Source organism: Agarivorans sp. QJM3NY_33 (assembly GCF_050870865.2).
Taxonomy (GTDB): domain Bacteria; phylum Pseudomonadota; class Gammaproteobacteria; order Enterobacterales; family Celerinatantimonadaceae; genus Agarivorans.
In genome coordinates, this window is record NZ_CP194039.2 from 4,207,446 (window position 1) to 4,226,877 (window position 19,432).

A 19,432-nucleotide genomic window follows, 5' to 3' on the forward strand; every position below is an offset into this window, starting at 1 on the left:
TTAAAGTGAAAAATCTTTTAGGTTATCGGTTAACATATCAACATCCTCATCTAAGGCGATATCGGCAGCAATCTGTTGCTGCCATTGCTCTTCAGACCACAGCTCAAACTTATTGAGTTGGCCGACCAGCATAATTTTTTTCTGCAAACTCGCATGTTGGCGTAGTGGAGGGGGGATCAACAAACGGCCATTTTTATCCATCTCACAATCATCCGCATAACCTAACAACAAGCGCTGTAAGCGACGCTCAGCTGGATTCATACTTGATAATTTCTTCAACTTCCGCTCAATCTCTTCCCACTCGGCCAGTGGATAAAGTAATAAACAGCGATGATTGATATCAATGGTGCACACCAACTGCCCTTGGCACTCTTCAATCAACCACTCACGATAACGCGTGGGCATTGTCATTCGCCCCTTCGCATCGAGATTGATTGAACTTGCGCCGCGTAACATCCGGTGTTGACTCCCCTCACATGCTAATATCAGATTTAAAGGGGTAATAGATCCACTATGATCCACTTTATCCCACAATTCACTAAGTTTAAGGACGAGTCTCCCCCTTTGCAAGCGACCATGAGCAAGAAAATGAACAAAATTCCACCAAGGATTCAAAGACCTCAGCTAAAGGGCTGATATACAAAGCAACCGGGCCTACAAATGAGTAAAAATAAATCGTTTTATTTAGTAAAAAGTTATCAAGACTAGAATCACAAGGGTCAATGTCGGAGGGGATAGCGAGCATTTACTTATCAAAAATTAAAAAAGCCCCGTTTTAGCAACGGGGCTTTTAAAGAAGTAGGAGTTGGCCGATAAGCCGGGTTTTGTCGTGAACAATCATTCGTCTAGGCCGTTAATCGCTTAACGGCTCAAGCAGCCTACCCGCCCCCAACGCGGGTCGCGCCTTAAGGGGGCCTATTTGGCCTTGCTCCGGGTGGAGTTTACCTCGCCACAAACTGTTACCAGTTGTGCGGTGCGCTCTTACCGCACCCTTTCAGCCTTACCTGTATCAACCCTTTCCGAAGAAAGAGTCGCCATCGGCGGTCTTCTCTCTGCTGCACTTGTCGTAGGCTTGCGCCTCCCAGGCGTTACCTGGCACCCTACCCTATAGAGCCCGGACTTTCCTCCCCTTCGCCCGTTTGCCACTCCCGAAAGAGTACACAACGACGAAGCAGCGATTGTCTAGCCAACTCCGGTGGCGGACTATAGCAAACTCCTGCACTTAAGAATAGCGCTTTCTCCGCCCTTACTTCGAGTGATTTAGGCCATGTTCGTAAAGCGCATTTTTCTTTAAACCATAAATTTTAGCAGTGAGAGCGGCGGCTTTTTTTAAAGGGAGTTCTTGTTGTAACAAACTCAAGGTATCTAGCGCTTCCACAGGCAAGCCCTGAGTGGATTTGTCAAAACCGGCCACGATCAAGACCATCTCACCTTTTTGCTGATTTGGATCGGCCTGTACCCATGCCAGTAATTCAGCAGCAGCTAAAGATTTCACCGTCTCAAAGGTTTTCGTCAGCTCACGCGCCATCACGACTTGGCGCTCCTCACCCAAACATTGAACAATATCTTTTAAGCTTTCGACAATACGATGTGGCGACTCATAAAAAACCACGGTACGAACCTCTTGACGTAACTCAGCCAATCGAGCTTGACGCGCATTACTTTTCGCCGGCAAAAATCCTTCATACAAAAAACGGTCGGTGGGTAAACCGGCGACAGATAAAGCTGCAATTGCAGCGCAAGCACCAGGCAACGGCACCACCGTGTAGCCTTTGGCACGAAACGCTGCCACCAGGTGATAACCCGGATCGTTAATCAGTGGTGTGCCTGCATCCGAAACAAGCGCAATGTCTTGCCCTTCCAACAAACATTTCTCCAACCAAGCGATTTTTTGTTGCTCGTTATGATCATGTACTGCCACACAACGAGTACCAATTTCGTAGTGAGCCAACAGACGACCTGTATTACGAGTATCTTCTGCAGCAATCATCGACACGCTCTTGAGTACGTCTAATGCACGCAAAGTAATATCGGCTAAATTGCCAATTGGAGTTGCAACAATATATAAAGTTCCAATTGCGGACATAGGGAGTACCTCTCGTTAATTCGGCCCCTACTTTAATGAAAAGACGGGCTAGCCTCAATCTTTCAACACCGCGATTGTGGATTATTTGTCGCGAGCCTCTTACTATATGCACTATTGAAACGATACTGGTGGTATAGACTTTGAAAACGAACCTGATTTCAGCACTACGTTATGTCAGTTTAACGGTGGTGCTTTTATTAGCGGCTTGTAGTACTGGCCCAACAAAACAACCGATTACAGCTATACCTCTACCGTCCTTAGCTTCAACTTTAGAGCACAATGCTCAATTTTATTTAGACCAGGCGGCTATCGCAGAGTTACAGCATACTTATGATTGGGAATTACTCGCAGCGAAGGCTTACTACCAGCAGGGCTTATACCAAGCTGGTGATGCGATTGTTTCATCGTTAAAGGCTCAAACCAACAGCCCACAACGTATCGCTGCGCTTCGCTTAGTTCAAGGCTACGCTCTGCAGCGTCAAGGCCACTATTCCCAAGCCTTAGAATTATTAGACTTTGACCCGATATGGGATTTGCCTCGTGATTACTGGCAAAGCTATTACCAAACGCGTGGTGATATCTTTAAACAACAAAACAACCCATTAGCCGCTGCAGGCGCTTATATAGAACTGGACCGTTATTTACCAGAAGCGCTGCGCGCCACAAATCATCAAGTGATTTGGCAACAACTCAAACCACTCACCGCATTTACCCTTCGTAGCTTCCAACAGGTCTCTAGTGACTTAAAAAATGGCTGGTTAGAGATTGTGGCTATCAGCAATGAGCCTAAACCATCCCCTGCGGCTCTAATTGCCGCATTGCAGCAGTGGAAACGTGACTATCCTAATCATCCTGCTCTCGATTATATTGATGGAGATCTAGCAAAAGCTTTAAGCATTGAACCCTATTCACCGAAGAAAATTGCGGTGCTCCTCCCCTTGTCTGGAAAATATAAAAATAACGGTTTAGCGCTAAAAGATGGCTTGATTTCGGCTTACTTAGACCAACAGCAAAATAACGCAAGCGATACCCAACTGATATTTTTTGATACGCAAACACAAGCCATGGCAAATTTATATGCACAATTGGAAGAACAGCAAATCAACTTTATCCTCGGTCCGCTGCTTAAATCTCAATTAACCAATCTACTTACGCTACAACCAACTATTCCGCTGCTGGGCTTAAATGATGTGCTCAGTAGTAACACCGAACAACGCTTTTTCTTTCCTTTGTCTCCCGAAACAGAAGCCAAACAGGCTGCACAATTCATGGCTCAGCGAGAAGAAACGAACCCTTTGTTATTAGTCCCTCAAAATAACTTAGGAGAGCGTATGGCAGAAGCATTTAGCCAGCAATGGCAAATGCTTTCTTCCGCGCCTGTTGATGTGGTGTATTACGCCAATCGTAGCCAATTACAGGCGGCCGTAACCAAATTATTGCATACCGACCAAAGCCAACAGCGCATCAATCAATTTAAACAAATAATTGGTCAAAACCTGAAAACCGAACTGCGCTCGCGCAGCGATGCACAAGCCTTATATTTAGTTGGCGATAATACCGAGACTAAACTCATCAAAGCCTTTATTGATGTAACGGTGAGTCCCTTTGCTATGAGCCCACGCTTATATGCAAGCTCTCGCAGCTATAACAAAAATGACCAGACCAGCGAGAACGAACTTGATGGTATGCTAATCAGTGAAATGCCTTGGGCGCTAGATCTACAATCGGTTAACGCAATTCGTTACCAACAGCTTTGGCCCAGTTCAACAGATACTCAAAAACGGCTTTACGCTTTGGGTTATGATGCCTTCAACCTAATTGGTCAATTAGCCCAAATGCGCGGCTATTCCGACTATCAATTTCAGGGACTTACTGGCAACTTAAGTGTTGATCCAAAAGGTCTCGTTGCTCGACAGCTGATCTGGACTCAATATGAAAATGGCAAACTGGTTCCCTTGGACATCCAAGCAAAACCAAAATCCCTTGAATAGTGGGCAACAAGCAGAACAGCAAGCAGCTCGTTACCTAACACAACAAGGTTTAAAGCTGATTGAAAAAAATTATCACTGCCGCCGCGGCGAGATAGATTTAATTTGTAAACAAAACGATATTTGGGTATTTGTCGAAGTAAAGTATCGTAGTGCGAATACTTTTGGAGGGGCGGTCGCGGCCGTTGACCAACATAAGATCCGCCGAATTATACTAAGTGCTCAATACTACTTACAGCAACAAAATTTAAACCAATTTGATACAGCCATGCGTTTCGATGTGATCGCCATACAAGCACAAGCTCCCTATCTAGAATGGTTCCAAAACGCATTTGGGGAATAAACATGCAAGAACGTATTAAAGAGATATTCCGAGAGAGTATTCAAACCAAAATCGCTGCTGCCGAAGCGCTACCAGACGCCATCGAAAAAGCAACCATTATCATTGCTCACGCCCTGCTAAATGGGAATAAATTATTAATTGCTGGCAATGGTTCGGCGGCTGCCTTAGCCCAGCAATTTGCCGCAAGTTTAGTAAACCGTTTTGACACCGAACGCCCAAGCCTCCCAGCCTTAGCCCTCAACACCGATAATTCCTTATTATCAGCAATCGCCAATGATTATTCGTTTGACGAAGTATTTGCCAAACAAATTCGCGCCTTAGGACAACAAGGTGATGTACTGGTTGCTATTTCTGATTCTGGTAACTGTCGTAATGTAATTAAAGCAATGGAAGCTGCGGTGAACCGCGACATGAGCATTATCGCTCTCACCGGAAAAGATGGCGGCGAAATGGCCGGATTACTGAGCGAGCAAGATGTTGAAGTTAGAGTCCCAGCAGAGCAAAGCATAAGAATAAACGAGGTACACCTGCTGGCCTTAAATAGTTTATGTGACTTAATCGACCGAACCTTATTCCCCCAACAAGAGGATTAGAGAATGTTGCGAATTATCGCCATTGTAGTACTAGCAGGCCTATTACAGGCCTGTGCTGGAGCAGTCGTTGTAGGGGCCAGCGTCGCCGCTGGTGCGGCGACCGACCGACGAACCATCGGCACCCAAATCGATGACCAAACCATTGAATTACAAACCCTCAGCGCACTGGGTAAATCAGAAAAAATATGGCAAGAAAGTAAACTTTCGATCGTCTCTTTAAGTGGCCGAGTTTTGATTGTTGGACAGACTCCGAGTCAAGAAAATTACAACCAAATAACTCAAATCGTTCGTGCCACAGAAGGTGTTCAAGAGGTATTGAACGAAGTTCGAATCAAAGATCCTGTGTCGTTAAGCACTCGCAGCAATGACGCTTGGATCACCACTAAAATCAAGCTAAAAATCTATGGTGATAATGAATTAGCACCGGGAAAAATAAAAGTAATTACCGAAGATAGCGAAGTGTTTTTGATTGGATTTGTCACCGAACAAGAACAGAGTTTAGCAATTAATATTGCCCGTAATGAAGCCGGTGTGAGCAAGGTAGTGAAATTATTTGAACTGGTGATAGACGATTAAATAATCGCTAAGCAATAAAAAAGCGCCAATAGGCGCTTTTTTTATTTTACGATGGTTAAGCTTGGCTTTTTAGGTGCGTCGTCAGTCCTTTTTTCAGGCGACTCAGCCTGTTCAGCAGATTCGACTTGCTCCGCCTCATAAGCGGCTTCCGGCTCAAATACCATGCCGGCACCATTTTCACGCGCATAAACCGCAACCACTGCCGACATAGGTACATAAATTTGAAATGGTTTACCGCCAAAGCGGGCATTAAATCCCACATGGTGCAGGTCCATATCAAATGCTACGACTGCCGAAGGTGCAATATTTAACACGATTTGACCATCGTTCACAAACTGAGTAGGGACTGTCACATTCGCCTGTGTCGCGTCCACAACCAAGTGTGGCGTAAGCTCATTGTCTAACAACCAATCAAAAAACGCCCGTAACAAATACGGTCGATTTGGCGTCATTTCAATATTCATTAGCCAAGAAACCCATCGCGTATTTCACGTTCGGAATCAGTCAATGAAGCTTGGAAAGATTCACGATCAAATACCCGGATCATATACGATTTGATTTCTTTCGCACCGATACCTTGTAGTTCAATACCTAAAGTCGGCAAACGCCACAATAAAGGTGCTAAATAACAATCTACGAGGCTAAACTCTTCGCTCATGAAATAAGGCATCTCAGCAAACACCGGAGCGATAGTTAATAGACTTTCAGTTAATTGTTTACGTGCAGCATCCGCATTTTGATCTTTCTCAATTTGCGCCACTAGGCTGTACCAATCATTCTTGATGCGATGCATCATCAAACGACTAGAACCACGAGATACGGGGTAAACAGGCATTAATGGTGGATGAGGAAAGCGCTCGTCCAGATACTCCATGATGATCTGTGATTGGTATAAAACTAATTCACGATCAACCAAAGTAGGAACTGAGCTGTACGGATTCAGATCAATTAAATCTTCCGGCAAGTTATCCGGGTCAACTTGATTAATCTCTACGCTGACGCCTTTTTCGGCTAAAACGATGCGTACCTGATGACTATATAAGTCGTTAGCACCAGAGTATAGCGTCATTACCGAACGCTTATTGGCAGCTACAGCCATTGAACCCTCCAAAAACCATAAAAAAAAATACACAAACGGCAACAGCATAACTGCTGTTGCCGATCACTGAACACTCGCTTACGACTTAATGTATGTCGCGCCAGTATTCTCTCTTCAATAAATAACTAACGATGAAGAAGATAAATAAGAAACCCAACACCCAGTAACCCAAGCGCTTACGTTCAAGTTGAATAGGCTCAGCAGAATAAACTAAAAAGTTAACTAAGTCTAAAACCGCTTGATCATATTCATCATTACTCATCTCGCCGCTACCATCAGATTCGATGCCAACATAGACGTGATGTTCTTCACCATCGATCATTTTCTGCTCATAGACCGCGCTAGGCACCCCTTGCAGCTCTTGCAAAACATGCGGCATGCCGACACTTGGGAAAACTATATTGTTCACCCCAAATGGGCGGCTCTCATCAACATAAAACGAACGTAAATAAGTATAGATCCAATCTGCACCTCTGACTCGAGCAACTAACGTTAAGTCAGGTGGCGCAGCGCCAAACCATTTGGCAGCATCTTTCTCTGGAATAGCATTTTCCATTAATTGGCCCGGTTTTACCCCGGTGAAAATCAAGTTTTCTTGCATTAAATTAATAGGAATACCCAAATCTTCGGCCACTCGATTATATCGTTGGTACTGAGTACTGTGACAGCCGAAACAATAATTCATGAACAATTTGGCGCCATTTTGTAATGAGGCTTTATCGCTTAAATCATAATTGGCTTCATCTAAGTGTTCATTGCCGCCAGATGCAAATGCTAAACTAGGAACAAGTAACACGAATGCTAAAAAAAAGTTCTTCATCATTTGGTCACCCTGTCTGGAAGTGGCTTGGTTTTTTCGTTTTTACTGTAAATCCACAGCAGTAAAAAGTAAGCAAAATAACCAAATGAAGTGACTTGCGCCAATACCGTTAAAGCGGGTGTCGATGGCAAAGCCCCCAGAACGCCCAAAATCACAAAACAAATAATAAACTGAGCAATATTCAATTTATGCAAGGTACTGCGATAACGTATCGATTTCACTTTACAGCGATCTAACCACGGCAACACAAACAGGATCACAATGGATGCCCCCATCAAGCCAACTCCCGCCAACTTGTTCGGCACCGCCCGTAAAATTGCATAAAACGGGGTAAAATACCAAACGGGTGCGATATGAGGCGGCGTTTTCAACGGGTTAGCGGCTTCAAAGTTTGGCGCTTCCAAGAAATAACCTCCGCCATCGGGGAAGAAAAACATCACCCAACAGAAGAAAAATAAGAAACCAACAATGGCGGCTAAATCTTTAACCGTAAAATAAGGATGGAAAGGAATACCATCTTTCGGCCAACCATTCTCATCTTTGTTCGCTTTGATCTCGATACCATCGGGATTATTAGAGCCAACTTCGTGTAAGGCGACAATATGCAAGAACACCAACATCACCAATACTAATGGTAAGGCAATCACATGTAAGGCAAAGAAGCGATTGAGCGTGGCCCCAGAGATTACATAGTCACCTCGGATCCACAGGGTCAAATCGTCGCCAATCACCGGAATTGCGCCAAACAGTGAAATAATCACCTGCGCGCCCCAATAGGACATTTGTCCCCAAGGCAGTAAATAACCCATAAATGCTTCGGCCATCAACACTAAGAAAATTAACATGCCAAACAGCCATATTAATTCACGAGGTTTTTGATAGGAGCCGTAAATCAAACCACGATACATGTGCAGATAAATCACCACAAAGAAAGCCGAAGCCCCGGTGGAGTGCATGTAACGTAATAACCAGCCGTAATCGACATCACGCATGATGTATTCGACCGATGCAAATGCCCCATCACCCGATGGGTTATAGTTCATAGTTAACCATATCCCAGTAAGAATTTGGTTAACTAACACCACCATGGCAATGAAGCCAAAAATATACCAAAAATTAAAGTTTTTCGGTGTTGGATACTGACCTACGTGCTTATTGTAGGTTTTCGTCAACGGGATCCTTTCGTCGATCCAAGCGATAAGTGCTTTCATCTTATGCTTCTCCCTGGTCCAAACCAACTAAAACGGTTGTCTCATCAATGTAATAATGAGGAGGAATAACCAAATTTAGGGGGGCAGGTACGCCTTGAAATACACGTCCAGCCATATCAAATTTAGAGCCATGACAAGGACAGAAGAACCCGTATTCCACGCCTTCTACTTGTTCGGCGAAACTGCCCGGCAAGTAGGTAGGAGAACAACCTAAATGAGTACAAATCCCGACACTAATAAACAACTCGGGCTTAATAGAACGGTACTCGTTGGTGGCATAATCGGGTTGCTGAGGTTCCTCTGATTGAGGATCCCGTAACTTATCACCAATAGTGCTTAAATTATCCAAAACAGCTTGAGGGCGTTTCACCACCCAAACAGGTTTTCCGCGCCATTCAACACGAAGTAACTGTCCTGGTTCTATTTTACTAATATCCACTTCCACTGGTGCACCTGCTGCTTTAGCTTTAGCACTAGGGTTCCATGAACTGATAAAAGGTACTGCGGCAAACGTTGCACCTACACCACCGACAACAGCTGTTGTCCAGGTGAGGAAACGACGTCGGCCAGCGTCGACTGGAGCGTTGCTCATCCAATGTCTCTCCGGTAAGGATCCGCGCAATTATTGTAATTTTCCTTGCGGCTTACTGCACAAGGTAGCGTTTTTCTGCTACTGGTTGCATTTACGTAGTACTACATTATTGCAGATAAATGCGAACAAAATAGTAATAAAAAACACACAAATTGACAAGGGAAATCAAAGATTTTAACGTTTCAGAATGAAGAAAAGCCCGGCATAGCCGAGCTTTTTGTAACATATCGTGTGATAGCAATTAACGTTTAGAGAATTGCGGACGACGACGTGCTTTACGTAGACCCACTTTCTTACGTTCAACTTTACGAGCATCGCGAGTAACGAAGCCAGCTTTACGTAATTCAGGACGTAGACTTTCGTCATATTCCATAAGTGCACGAGTGATACCGTGACGGATAGCACCAGCTTGACCTGTAGTACCACCACCTTTAACAGTGATGAGCAAGTCAATTTTCTCTGACAATTCAGTCAACTCTAGTGGTTGACGAACAACCATACGAGCTGTTTCACGGCCAAAGTAAACTTCTAAAGTGCGGTCGTTTACTGTGATTTTACCACTACCTGCTTTCATAAATACGCGAGCAGTAGAGCTTTTGCGACGGCCAGTGCCGTAGTATTGATTCTCAGCCATTATTAAAATTCCGTAACTTAAATGTCTAATACTTGTGGTTGCTGAGCCGCATGAGTGTGCTCAGGTCCAGCGAATACTTTCAGTTTACGGAACATTGCACGGCCTAGAGGACCTTTTGGCAACATACCTTTCACTGCAGACTGGATAACACGCTCAGGTGCTTTCTCAATCAACTTTTCAAAGCTAATTGATTTCAAACCACCAGGGTAACCAGTGTGCGAGTGGTAAATTTTACCTTTCGCTTTGTTGCCTGTTACGGCTACTTTCTCTGCATTAACAACGATGATGTAATCACCAGTATCAACGTGAGGAGTATATTCAGCTTTATGCTTACCGCGTAGGCGAGAAGCGATTTCAGTTGCGATACGACCCAGAGTTTTACCATCTGCATCAACAACATACCAGTCGCGTTTTACGCTTTCTGGTTTGGCTACAAAAGTTTTCATTTGTATATATAACCCAAAATAACTGTTACACACGTGTTTGTGAAACCACAAACGTGAAAATAGCCACTCATTATATCCCTTCGAATACGGAGTAAGCTGGACTGTTAGTATCACCAAATCGGTGACATGTAACGTGGGGTTGCAAGATTATAGGGGAAGTACAAAAAAAAACCACCCCTAATCGACTTTATTTACGGTAAATGTTCTCTCTCAAGATATTCGTGGGATTGCATTTCTTGTAAGCGAGATAAGCAGCGTTCAAACTCGAAACTTAAGCGTCCCCCCTGATACAGTTTTGACATTTCGACTTCGGCAGAAATAATCAAGGCCACATGACGCTCATAAAACTCATCAACCAGGGCAATAAAACGGCGTGCTGCATCATCATTTTTAGCGTTCATCGAAACCACCCCAGACAACAACACGGTATGATAAAGCTTAGCCAATTCAATATAGTCAAGTTGACTACGAGCCCCTTCACATAGCTCAGCAAATTCCAGATGTATGACGCTGTCGGCTTCGTTGACAAAACCAATCATCCGCTGATTAATTTCAATCTCGCCTAAATGTTGCCTCGGCTCATTGGACAATTGCATAAAGTAATGAGCCAAATTTTGCTCCGCCGCCTCACCTAAAGGGTAGTGATATATCTCTGCTTCGGTAAGCGTACGCATTCGATAATCATGACCGCCATCCACATTAATAACCTGACAATGCTCTTGAATCAGAGTTATCGTTGGGAGAAAGCGCTGACGTTGTAATCCATTTCGATAGAGCTCTTCTGGTGGGATATTAGAGGTTGCGATCAAGGTAACCCCTTGCGCAAACAAGGCCTCAAATAAAGTTCCCAATAACATTGCATCGGTAATATCTGATACAAAAAACTCATCAAAGCAGATCACTTCCGCCTCTGCTCGGATCCCGGCAGCAACCGCTAACAGCGGATCTCGATGGCCAGCAAGTTGCTTTAAGTCTTGATGAATTCGTTGCATAAAACGATGAAAATGCACCCGCATTTTGTTTTCAACAGGCAGACAGTTAAAAAAGGTATCCATTAAATAGGTCTTACCTCTACCAACGCCGCCCCACATATATAAACCCTTGACCCTTGGCTTATTTAGCTTTGGAGGGCTCACAAAACGCTTTTTAAATTTGCCAAATAATGATGGCGACTCGATTTCAAGCTGAGTATTATCAGTTAATTGCTGAAAAATCTGCTGAAGTTGAGCAACTGCATAGGCTTGCGCCTTGTCATGGATAAAATCACTGCGCTGTAAATCTTGTTGGTATTGAAGCTGTGGTGTCATCCTTTCCCTATTCCTAAAACCCACTAAAATTAGAGCAGAATTGATAGTACCATGTGAAAGCATTCTCAAGTATATTGAAAGTTCATCAAGATCAACAAAGGAATAATATGAGCGCAATTAGCAGTATAATTTTTCTTCTTATTGGTGTCGCTATTGGCTTCTTCCTTAGTCGTGTCGCGTCTAAGCCTGTTGTTAACGATGCCAAAATGAAACAAGAATTCGAGAACAATAAAGCCGAATTAGACAGCTATAAGGAACAAGTTCAGCAACATTTTTCTGCCAGTGCCCAGTTATTAGAAGACATGGCCAAGCAATATCAAGGCATGTATGAGCATATGGCGAGTCAATCGAAAGCTTTAATCGGTGATGAAGTCGCTCAACCGCAATTATTTGCCGACTATCAGCAAAAGTTAGAATTAGATGACACGGTGGCGACAGAAACAGAAGCACAACCTAAAGACTACTCTAACGAACCATCAGGTTTATTTACCGAAGCGCAACGTAAAGCGGGCTAATTCGTTGAACTTTATTAGCTAAGCTAGATCTAACAGATCCAGCTTAGCTTAATATATTTGTCTATCGAGGGTATTTATGCACTATCGCACCAAGAAATTCGCTATCTTGTGCTTATCATTAGTTTTTGGATTTAATACACTACCAGCGCAAGCCGCGTTACCCATGGCCGTTGGTGAACAAGAGCTCCCCAGCCTAGCGCCAGTCTTAGAGCAAGTGACCCCAGCAGTAGTCAGCATTTCGGTCGCAGGGACCAAAGTCTCGCAACAACAACTTCCAGAATTATTTAAATATTTCTTTGGTCCAGGAGAAGCCCCAAGCAGTGCAGAACAAAAGCAGCCTTTTCAAGGCCTCGGTTCTGGGGTGGTGCTTAACGCCAGCAAAGGTTATGTGATCACCAACTATCATGTGATCCATCAGGCCGACGAGATTGTCGTCAGCTTAAAAGATGGCCGCAGCTTCGATGCCAAAGTATTAGGCAGTGACCGCCAAACCGATATCGCACTACTGCAAATTGAAGCTGATAACTTAACCGATATGAAACTCGCCGATTCTGATGAATTGCGGGTCGGTGATTTTACCATTGCCATTGGTAATCCCTTCGGCTTAGGACAAACTGCCACCTCAGGTATTGTGAGTGCTTTAGGTCGCAGCGGTTTAAATATTGAGCATTTAGAAAACTTTATTCAAACCGATGCTGCAATTAATAGCGGTAACTCTGGCGGAGCTCTCATCAACTTACGTGGTGAACTGATCGGTATTAACACCGCCATTATCGCCCCCAGTGGCGGCAATATTGGGATAGGATTTGCCATTCCCAGTAACATGGTGAGCAACCTTAGCGCTCAGATCATTGAATTCGGAGAAGTACGCCGTGGGATATTAGGCGTGACAGGTGGTGAGCTTAACAGTGATTTAGCAAAAGCCTTTGGTACCGACTCCAAGCATGGCGCCTTTGTGAATCAAGTCATGCACGGTTCAGCAGCCGACAAAGCTGGTGTGAAGGCTGGCGATATTATTATCGCGGTTGATGGTAAAAAAGTGAAAAGTTTCGCTGAATTACGCGCTAAAATTGGCACCATGGGCGCAGGGAAAAGTATCCTGATTGGTGCGATTCGGGATGGTAAACCGATTGACTTCAAAGTCACTTTGCAACAGGCCGAAGAGCAAAATATAAATGCTAAAATTATGCACCCAGCCTTAGATGGTGCAAGTCTTAGCTCTACCGACAAAAACGCACCAATGGCCGGTGTACTGGTCAACAAAGTAGAACGAAATTCGCGGGCTTTCGCCAATGGTTTTGAGCAAGGTGATATCATTATCGGTATCAACAAAACTCGCATTTCCAGTATCGCTGATTTACGCGAATTACTCGAGAGCGAGCCAAGAATCTTGGCGATAAATATCCAGCGCGGTGAAGAAAACCTCTATCGGATCATTCAGTAAGCCTGCTCCACGCAATCAACAAAGGCGACATATTGCTCGCCTTTTCTTTTGTCTGCACAAGTCGCGTGCTATGCTGGGTTGGTCGCTGGAGAAGAACAATTGTTAGCTATAATCAAGTATTTACTCAAACCCGCAATTTTTGGTTTAGCCATGGCTATCGGCATTCTATTTGCTTTCCCTGAATTTAGGGAAAATAGTAAACAGCTGTTAAATGACTATACCGAAACCCCACTCGGTAGTTACGCCCTCGCTTCGAGACGAGCTGCCCCCGCAGTCGTTAACATTTACACCCGTAGCTTTCTACAATCTTACGTGAAGGCCGATACTCAATTGGAATCTCAAGGCTTAGGCTCTGGGGTGATTATGTCTAGTCAAGGTTTCGTACTGACTAATCTCCATGTCATCGCAAATTCCGATCAAATTGTCATCGCTTTACAGGATGGACGCATTTTTAATGCTGAATTAGTCGGAGGTGATGTTGTGACTGACTTAGCGGTGTTAAAAATCGATAACTCTTCTGACTTACCCGTCATCCCACAAGATGATCAACTAACCACTCAAGTCGGCGATATCGTTCTCGCCATCGGCAATCCCTATAATGTAGGTCAAACGATCACTCAAGGGATCATTAGTGCGGCTGGACGCAGCGGCATGAGCTCTACCGGTCGACAAGACTTTTTACAAACCGATGCCGCAATTAACCGTGGAAACTCTGGGGGTGCATTAGTCAATACCCGTGGCGAACTGGTGGGGATTAATACCTCTGCTTACCACCTAAACGATGCTACAGATACCTATGGGATTAGCTTCGCTATTCCTTATTTGCTGGCTAAAAAGATCATGCAGAGTCTGATTAAAGATGGCACTATCGTGCGTGGCTATCTGGGTTTAGACGGACAAAAAATCACCCCACTTCTCGCTTCTCGCTTAAAATTACACGATACCCAAGGGGTCATTGTAAGCGGTGTAGATCCTGTGGGGCCAGCCAGTAAAGCAGGCATCCAAGCCAACGATATTCTAGTCAATATTGCCGGCCAAGAGATTGTCTCAATCAAACAGGCGATGGATATTGTTGCCGAAACCCGACCGGGTAGCGAAATTCGAATACGCCTATATAGAAACGGGGAACAACTAGAGCTCCCCGTGACCGTAACCGAATTAAAATTACCAACCCGGCCTAAGAACGTTCATTAAACCGCGTAATATTGGCTCCTAGCCGCGCAAACTTAGTTTCGATGTCTTGATAGCCCCGGTCGATATGATAAATCCTATCGACCACGCTCTCACCTTCTGCAACTAAGGCTGCTATCACCAAGCTCGCAGAAGCACGTAAATCGGTAGCCATCACCTGTGCACCACTGAGTTGCTCGGTGTGCTTACAAATCGCCGTATTACCCTCCAGCTCTATTTCGGCCCCCATGCGCGTCAATTCAGGCACATGCATAAAACGATTTTCAAAAATCGTCTCGGTGACATGACCAGTTCCCTGAGCGAGAATATTCAATACTGTAAACTGGGCTTGCATATCAGTAGGGAAGGCCGGGTGAGGTGCTGTTTTCACATTCACAGCTTTAAGCTCGCAGCCTTGCATATCCACTTCAATCCAGTCCGAACCACTGCTAAGCTTAGCGCCAGCTTCCGCTAACTTCGCCAATACCGCATCCATTAATGCGGGATCGGTATTGGTACAACGGACTTTTCCACCCGTCACTGCAGCGGCCACCAAGTAGGTCCCCGTTTCAATCCGATCGGGGAGTACACTGTACTCACCGCCATGCAACTGCTCCACACCTTGAATCACAATGGTATCACTTCCGGCACCTTGAATATCCGCCCCAAGAGTGTTTAAAAAGTTAGCCAAATCAACCACTTCAGGTTCACGGGCTGCATTCTCAATAATCGTTTGACCCTCAGCGAGAGCCGCCGCCATCATCAAGTTCTCGGTGCCTGTAACACTCACCATATCCATAAAGATCCGCGCGCCTTGTAATCGGCCAGAAACTCGCGCTTTTACATAACCATCTTCCACATTCATATCGGCTTGCATCAACTCTAAGCCATGAATATGCAGATTTACCGGACGAGCTCCAATTGCACAACCACCAGGCAAGGATACATCGGCCTCACCATAGCGAGCGACTAAAGGGCCAAGCGCCATGATTGAAGCACGCATAGTTTTGACCAACTCATAAGGCGCAACAAAGTCGTTGGCTTTACCCGCCTTCACTGTGACAGTTTCACCATCGACCAGCACTTCACGGCCCAAATGCTGTAACATCTTACAGGTGGTGCCAATATCTCTTAACTGAGGCACATTGTGTAACACCACTTGCTCTTCACATAACAAGGTAGCAAACAAGATCGGTAGCGCGGCATTTTTTGCCCCAGAAATAACAACTTCGCCTTGTAAACGACAGCCGCCTTGTATTCTAAATTTATCCACTTCAACTCCTACTACAGTTGGCCAAATTTTTGTTGTTTTTGCCATTCATCAGGAGTGAAAGCCTTAATCCCCAAAGCGTGAATTTCGTTACTCGCAATGTAGTCTTTCAATGGTGCATATATCGCTTGTTGCTTTTTAACCCGCGATAATTCCTGAAACATGGTACCCACGGCAATCACCTGAAAGTGATTGCCTTCTCCAGTTACCTGCACATGTTCCAGTTCAAGCGTTTGCATTAATATCTGTTCAATTTGTTCGGCTTGCATAATGACGCTCCGCAAAAGTGCTTTATTTTTCAAACTGCAGCAAAGGATTAAGTTCATAGAGCTCAAAAAGTTGCTTCGCCTGCTCTGGGCAGTGTTCGATTTTTAAAGGATGACTAGGTTCTGGTTTTAAGGCGGTGATAATAGCGGCTATTCCAGCAGAGTCAATCCGCTTTAACTTGGACAAGTCGAGCGTAGCGGCCTTACACTCGGCCAGTAGCGGCCACTGACTAACAACCTGAGAAACCGTCCAGTCACCGCGGATCGTTAAGCGTTGCGGGTCAATTTGTAAAATTGCACTCATTTTGACGGCCCAACAGATTCAAAATTCTTTTTCTCTAAGAGTTCAATCACTTCATCCACACTGCTAGAGCGGATCAAACTGTCTATTTCTGATTGTTTGGTCGCCAGCAAACTAACGCCTTCCGCAACCAGATCATAAGCTAACCATTGATCTTTATTTCTCAGCTTTCTAAATTTAAAAGACAAGTTGATCGGAGGCCGCTCACCATCAATAAATTGAGCTTTTACGGTGACCTTAGTTTGCCCCTCGACCGCTCGTTCCGGTTCAATGAGTACTTTCTGTTGTTTATACTGAGCTAATGCTTGGGTATAAGTTGCAACTAAATACTCCTGAAATGCCTTAATGAACCTAGCACGCTGTTGTTCATCAGTTTTTTTGAGGTGTTTACTCAATACCACCAACGCGGCGTAGCGATAATCAATATGAGGCATCAGCTGCTGACGCACAATATCTTCGACTTGCTGATCCACGGTAGAGCTATCTCGGTCAATTTTAGCCAAGCGACTAAAAGTTTGCTCAGCAACGTAGTTCATCAAACGGTAAGGGTTTTGATCCACATTTTCCGCTTGGCTTGTGGCACTAAACAAACTCGTCAGCAACAGCAAAAATACTACTCTCATGGTCATCATTACTTCTCCTTGGCTGAATATAAAAATTGGCCAATCAAATCTTCCAACACCAACGCTGATTTAGTATCTTCAATCAACGCACCATCATTGAGGTGCTCAATACCTTCAACGACAAAGCCAGGGGTGAGACCAATGTATTGCTCTCCTAACAAGCCCGCGGTAAGGATCGAAAGAGAACTTGTCTCTGGGTAAAAACCGTATTGGCGATACATATTCAAAGTCACCTTTGGCATATAATCATCAACATCAAGTTCAATCGCTTCAACTCGACCAACCACGACCCCTCCCACTTTTACTGGCGCGCGTACTTTAAGCCCTCCAATATTGTCAAACTTAGCATACAGCGTATACAGATCATTACTGCTACTAAACTGACTATTCGCAATTTTCAACGACAAGATTAATAGCGCAGCGAAACCCAGTAATACAAACAATCCAACCGACAACTCAACTTTATTTACTTTCATGTTATTCCCTAAACCTAGCTGCCAAACATTAGTGCAGTTAATACAAAATCTAAAGCCAAAACCAGCAACGAAGCATGCACCACACTTCGCGTCGTCGCCTGGCTAATCCCCTGAGCACTAGGGGTTGAGTCGTAACCATTGAATAATGCTACCCAAACCACCGTAATCGCAAACACCGCACTCTTGATAATCCCATTACCAATATCTTGGCCAAACTCTATGGATGCTGCGGTAATCGACCAAAAGCTGCCGTTATCGACCCCCAACCATTCCACGCCAACTAAGAACCCGCCCCAAATACCGACCAAATTAAACATCAGCGTTAATAAGGGCATGGCAATAAACCCAGCCCATAAACGCGGCGCTATCACCCGCTTAAGTGGGTCAACGGCCATCATCTCCATGCTGGATAATTGTTCAGTAGTTTTCATCAAGCCAATTTCTGCGGTGAGCGCAGAGCCAGCCCGCCCAGCAAACAACAAAGCGGTCACCACCGGACCAAGCTCCCGAAGTAGCGATAACGCAACCATAGGACCAAGACTGGTTTCGGCACCAAAATCGACCAAAATATGATAGCCCTGCAGAGCCAGAACCATCCCAATAAATAAACCTGAAACCAAGATAATGGGCAGTGACTGCACCCCCACCACATAGATTTGATAGATCGTATCTTTCAGCAATTGCCGACTTGGCCAGCTCGATAAGGCATGCCATAACATTAAGCTCGCTCGGCCGAGCGAGGCGAAGCGTAATAGGGTCTTACGACCTAATAGCGCAATAACGTCAATCATAAGGCCGCCTTAAGTGCTTGTGCATAATCGTCTGCTGGATAATGAAAAGCCACCGGGCCATCGGCTTGACCATTGAGAAATTGCGCCAAACGCGGATTCGGATTTGACGCAATTGCTTCGACGCTACCTTGGGCTAATACGCTATGGCCATCAATTACAAACACGTAATCAGCGATACTAAGAACTTCACTCACATCATGAGAAACTATCACCGAGGTCAATTGTAAACTTTGGTTCAAGCCTTGGATCAATTTAATCAATACCCCCATTGAGATGGGGTCCTGACCAACAAAGGGCTCATCGTAAAGAATTAGCTCGGGCTCCAAGGCAATCGCTCTTGCTAGCGCCACTCGACGCGCCATTCCGCCCGACAAATCACTCGGCATCAGCTGCGCGGTGCCACGTAGACCCACGGTTTGTAACTTCATCAACACCAAGTTTCGCAATACCACTTCCGGTAACTGAGTATGTTCTCGTAAGGGAAACGCGACATTCTCAAAAACATTAAGATCACTAAACAAAGCACCACTTTGAAATAACATGCCGATCCGTTTACGTAACTTGAATAATTCGCGACGTTTCAGCTGATGCACATTTTGCTGGTCGATCAGCACTTCACCCGACTGCGGCTTTAGCTGCCCAGCAATCAGTTTAAGTAAGGTCGTTTTACCGATCCCGCTAGGCCCCATAATTGCGGTAATTTTACCGCGCTGAATACGCAAATCGAGGCCTTCAAAGATAACTTTGTCACCGCGCTGAAATGCTAATTGTTTTACTTCAATCAAATTTTTAGCCACTCCATCAGCAATCTTGACTGTTCAAGGCTGCCATATTATTGAGATAATTGATGACACTCAAGGTTAAACTCTTCCCTTTTGTCA

The 19,432-nt window shown here is 44.7% G+C and carries 24 protein-coding genes and 1 other RNA gene; 7 read left to right on the forward strand and 18 right to left on the reverse strand.

The genetic code is table 11. The features are described from left to right. From mraZ to rsmI, 3 genes are all read right to left on the reverse strand, one after another. Positions 1-456: a division/cell wall cluster transcriptional repressor MraZ gene (mraZ, locus tag ACRRSY_RS18820; RefSeq protein ID WP_432456139.1), complete on the reverse strand. Its 456-nt coding sequence runs from the start codon at positions 454-456 to the stop codon at positions 1-3. 341 nt (positions 457-797) lie between these two features. Next, positions 798-1,194, reverse strand: an RNA gene (gene rnpB, locus ACRRSY_RS18825) — RNase P RNA component class A. Positions 1,195-1,246: 52 nt separating this feature from the next. Beyond that, entirely contained in the window at positions 1,247-2,086 is an 840-nt protein-coding gene (gene rsmI / locus ACRRSY_RS18830) for a 16S rRNA (cytidine(1402)-2'-O)-methyltransferase (RefSeq protein WP_432456033.1), read from the reverse strand. Between the two features lie 140 nt (positions 2,087-2,226). Between rsmI and ACRRSY_RS18835 the strand changes: the two genes are divergently transcribed. Genes ACRRSY_RS18835 through dolP form a run of 4 tightly spaced genes read left to right on the forward strand, consistent with a single transcriptional unit; the run spans position 2,227 to position 5,586 of the window. Further along, positions 2,227-4,077 (forward strand): penicillin-binding protein activator, encoded by a 1,851-nt coding sequence (locus ACRRSY_RS18835; RefSeq protein WP_432460140.1) that lies wholly within the window; start codon positions 2,227-2,229, stop codon positions 4,075-4,077. Continuing rightward, positions 4,019-4,417, forward strand: coding sequence for a YraN family protein (locus ACRRSY_RS18840; protein WP_432456031.1), 399 nt, complete (start codon positions 4,019-4,021; stop codon positions 4,415-4,417). The genes ACRRSY_RS18835 and ACRRSY_RS18840 overlap by 59 nt, the downstream gene beginning before the upstream one ends. Positions 4,418-4,419: 2 nt before the next feature. Further along, positions 4,420-5,010 (forward strand): SIS domain-containing protein, encoded by a 591-nt coding sequence (locus tag ACRRSY_RS18845; protein ID WP_432456030.1) that lies wholly within the window; start codon positions 4,420-4,422, stop codon positions 5,008-5,010. A 3-nt stretch (positions 5,011-5,013) separates the two neighbouring features. Then, positions 5,014-5,586 carry a division/outer membrane stress-associated lipid-binding lipoprotein gene (gene dolP, locus ACRRSY_RS18850; protein ID WP_432463805.1) on the forward strand — a complete coding sequence of 191 codons (573 nt, stop codon included), beginning with the start codon at positions 5,014-5,016 and terminating at the stop codon, positions 5,584-5,586. A 41-nt stretch (positions 5,587-5,627) separates the two neighbouring features. Here the strand turns inward: dolP and ACRRSY_RS18855 are convergent, their stop codons facing one another. From ACRRSY_RS18855 to zapE, 8 genes are all read right to left on the reverse strand, one after another. Next, complete coding sequence (locus ACRRSY_RS18855; protein WP_432461083.1) at positions 5,628-6,038, reverse strand: ClpXP protease specificity-enhancing factor; 411 nt, start codon at positions 6,036-6,038, stop codon at positions 5,628-5,630. An 11-nt stretch (positions 6,039-6,049) separates the two neighbouring features. Further along, complete coding sequence (gene sspA, locus ACRRSY_RS18860) at positions 6,050-6,685, reverse strand: stringent starvation protein SspA (protein WP_432456028.1); 636 nt, start codon at positions 6,683-6,685, stop codon at positions 6,050-6,052. Positions 6,686-6,770: 85 nt separating this feature from the next. Beyond that, positions 6,771-7,505, reverse strand: a complete 735-nt coding sequence (locus ACRRSY_RS18865; protein WP_432456137.1) for a cytochrome c1 — start codon at positions 7,503-7,505, stop codon at positions 6,771-6,773. Further along, on the reverse strand, positions 7,505-8,716 hold the full coding sequence (locus tag ACRRSY_RS18870; protein WP_432456027.1) for a cytochrome b: 1,212 nt from the start codon (positions 8,714-8,716) through the stop codon (positions 7,505-7,507). Before ACRRSY_RS18870 ends, ACRRSY_RS18865 begins: the two co-directional genes overlap by 1 nt. A 1-nt stretch (position 8,717) precedes the next feature. Then, complete coding sequence (petA, locus tag ACRRSY_RS18875; protein ID WP_432456026.1) at positions 8,718-9,308, reverse strand: ubiquinol-cytochrome c reductase iron-sulfur subunit; 591 nt, start codon at positions 9,306-9,308, stop codon at positions 8,718-8,720. Between the two features lie 241 nt (positions 9,309-9,549). Next, positions 9,550-9,942: a 30S ribosomal protein S9 gene (rpsI, locus tag ACRRSY_RS18880; RefSeq protein WP_432456025.1), complete on the reverse strand. Its 393-nt coding sequence runs from the start codon at positions 9,940-9,942 to the stop codon at positions 9,550-9,552. A 17-nt stretch (positions 9,943-9,959) separates the two neighbouring features. Further along, entirely contained in the window at positions 9,960-10,388 is a 429-nt protein-coding gene (gene rplM / locus ACRRSY_RS18885) for a 50S ribosomal protein L13 (protein WP_432456024.1), read from the reverse strand. Positions 10,389-10,579: 191 nt separating this feature from the next. After that, complete coding sequence (gene zapE, locus ACRRSY_RS18890; RefSeq protein WP_432456023.1) at positions 10,580-11,695, reverse strand: cell division protein ZapE; 1,116 nt, start codon at positions 11,693-11,695, stop codon at positions 10,580-10,582. A 107-nt stretch (positions 11,696-11,802) separates the two neighbouring features. Between zapE and ACRRSY_RS18895 the strand changes: the two genes are divergently transcribed. The 3 genes from ACRRSY_RS18895 (at position 11,803) to degS (ending at position 14,848) form a co-directional block, all read left to right on the forward strand. Beyond that, complete coding sequence (locus ACRRSY_RS18895) at positions 11,803-12,210, forward strand: YhcB family protein (protein ID WP_432460142.1); 408 nt, start codon at positions 11,803-11,805, stop codon at positions 12,208-12,210. Positions 12,211-12,286: 76 nt separating this feature from the next. Next, a complete protein-coding gene (locus tag ACRRSY_RS18900; RefSeq protein ID WP_432456021.1) occupies positions 12,287-13,654 on the forward strand; it encodes a Do family serine endopeptidase in 1,368 nt (455 codons plus the stop codon). Positions 13,655-13,753: 99 nt separating this feature from the next. Continuing rightward, on the forward strand, positions 13,754-14,848 hold the full coding sequence (degS, locus tag ACRRSY_RS18905) for an outer membrane-stress sensor serine endopeptidase DegS (RefSeq protein ID WP_432456020.1): 1,095 nt from the start codon (positions 13,754-13,756) through the stop codon (positions 14,846-14,848). On the opposite strand, the gene murA is transcribed toward degS, so the two are convergent. The 7 genes from murA to ACRRSY_RS18940 are packed head-to-tail and all read right to left on the reverse strand — an operon-like array spanning position 14,832 to position 19,336. Beyond that, positions 14,832-16,097 (reverse strand): UDP-N-acetylglucosamine 1-carboxyvinyltransferase, encoded by a 1,266-nt coding sequence (gene murA, locus ACRRSY_RS18910; RefSeq protein ID WP_432456019.1) that lies wholly within the window; start codon positions 16,095-16,097, stop codon positions 14,832-14,834. The genes degS and murA overlap by 17 nt on opposite strands. A gap of 11 nt (positions 16,098-16,108) precedes the next feature. Then, complete coding sequence (locus ACRRSY_RS18915) at positions 16,109-16,363, reverse strand: BolA family protein (RefSeq protein WP_432456018.1); 255 nt, start codon at positions 16,361-16,363, stop codon at positions 16,109-16,111. A gap of 22 nt (positions 16,364-16,385) precedes the next feature. Continuing rightward, entirely contained in the window at positions 16,386-16,664 is a 279-nt protein-coding gene (locus ACRRSY_RS18920; RefSeq protein WP_432463806.1) for an STAS domain-containing protein, read from the reverse strand. Further along, positions 16,661-17,293 carry an MlaC/ttg2D family ABC transporter substrate-binding protein gene (locus ACRRSY_RS18925; RefSeq protein WP_432463807.1) on the reverse strand — a complete coding sequence of 211 codons (633 nt, stop codon included), beginning with the start codon at positions 17,291-17,293 and terminating at the stop codon, positions 16,661-16,663. Before ACRRSY_RS18925 ends, ACRRSY_RS18920 begins: the two co-directional genes overlap by 4 nt. Continuing rightward, positions 17,293-17,760 carry an outer membrane lipid asymmetry maintenance protein MlaD gene (gene mlaD, locus ACRRSY_RS18930; protein WP_432456015.1) on the reverse strand — a complete coding sequence of 156 codons (468 nt, stop codon included), beginning with the start codon at positions 17,758-17,760 and terminating at the stop codon, positions 17,293-17,295. The genes ACRRSY_RS18925 and mlaD overlap by 1 nt, the downstream gene beginning before the upstream one ends. 14 nt (positions 17,761-17,774) lie before the next feature. Beyond that, complete coding sequence (gene mlaE, locus ACRRSY_RS18935; protein ID WP_432456014.1) at positions 17,775-18,551, reverse strand: lipid asymmetry maintenance ABC transporter permease subunit MlaE; 777 nt, start codon at positions 18,549-18,551, stop codon at positions 17,775-17,777. Next, positions 18,548-19,336, reverse strand: coding sequence for an ATP-binding cassette domain-containing protein (locus ACRRSY_RS18940; RefSeq protein WP_432456013.1), 789 nt, complete (start codon positions 19,334-19,336; stop codon positions 18,548-18,550). The genes mlaE and ACRRSY_RS18940 overlap by 4 nt, the downstream gene beginning before the upstream one ends. Positions 19,337-19,432: the final 96 nt, after the last annotated feature.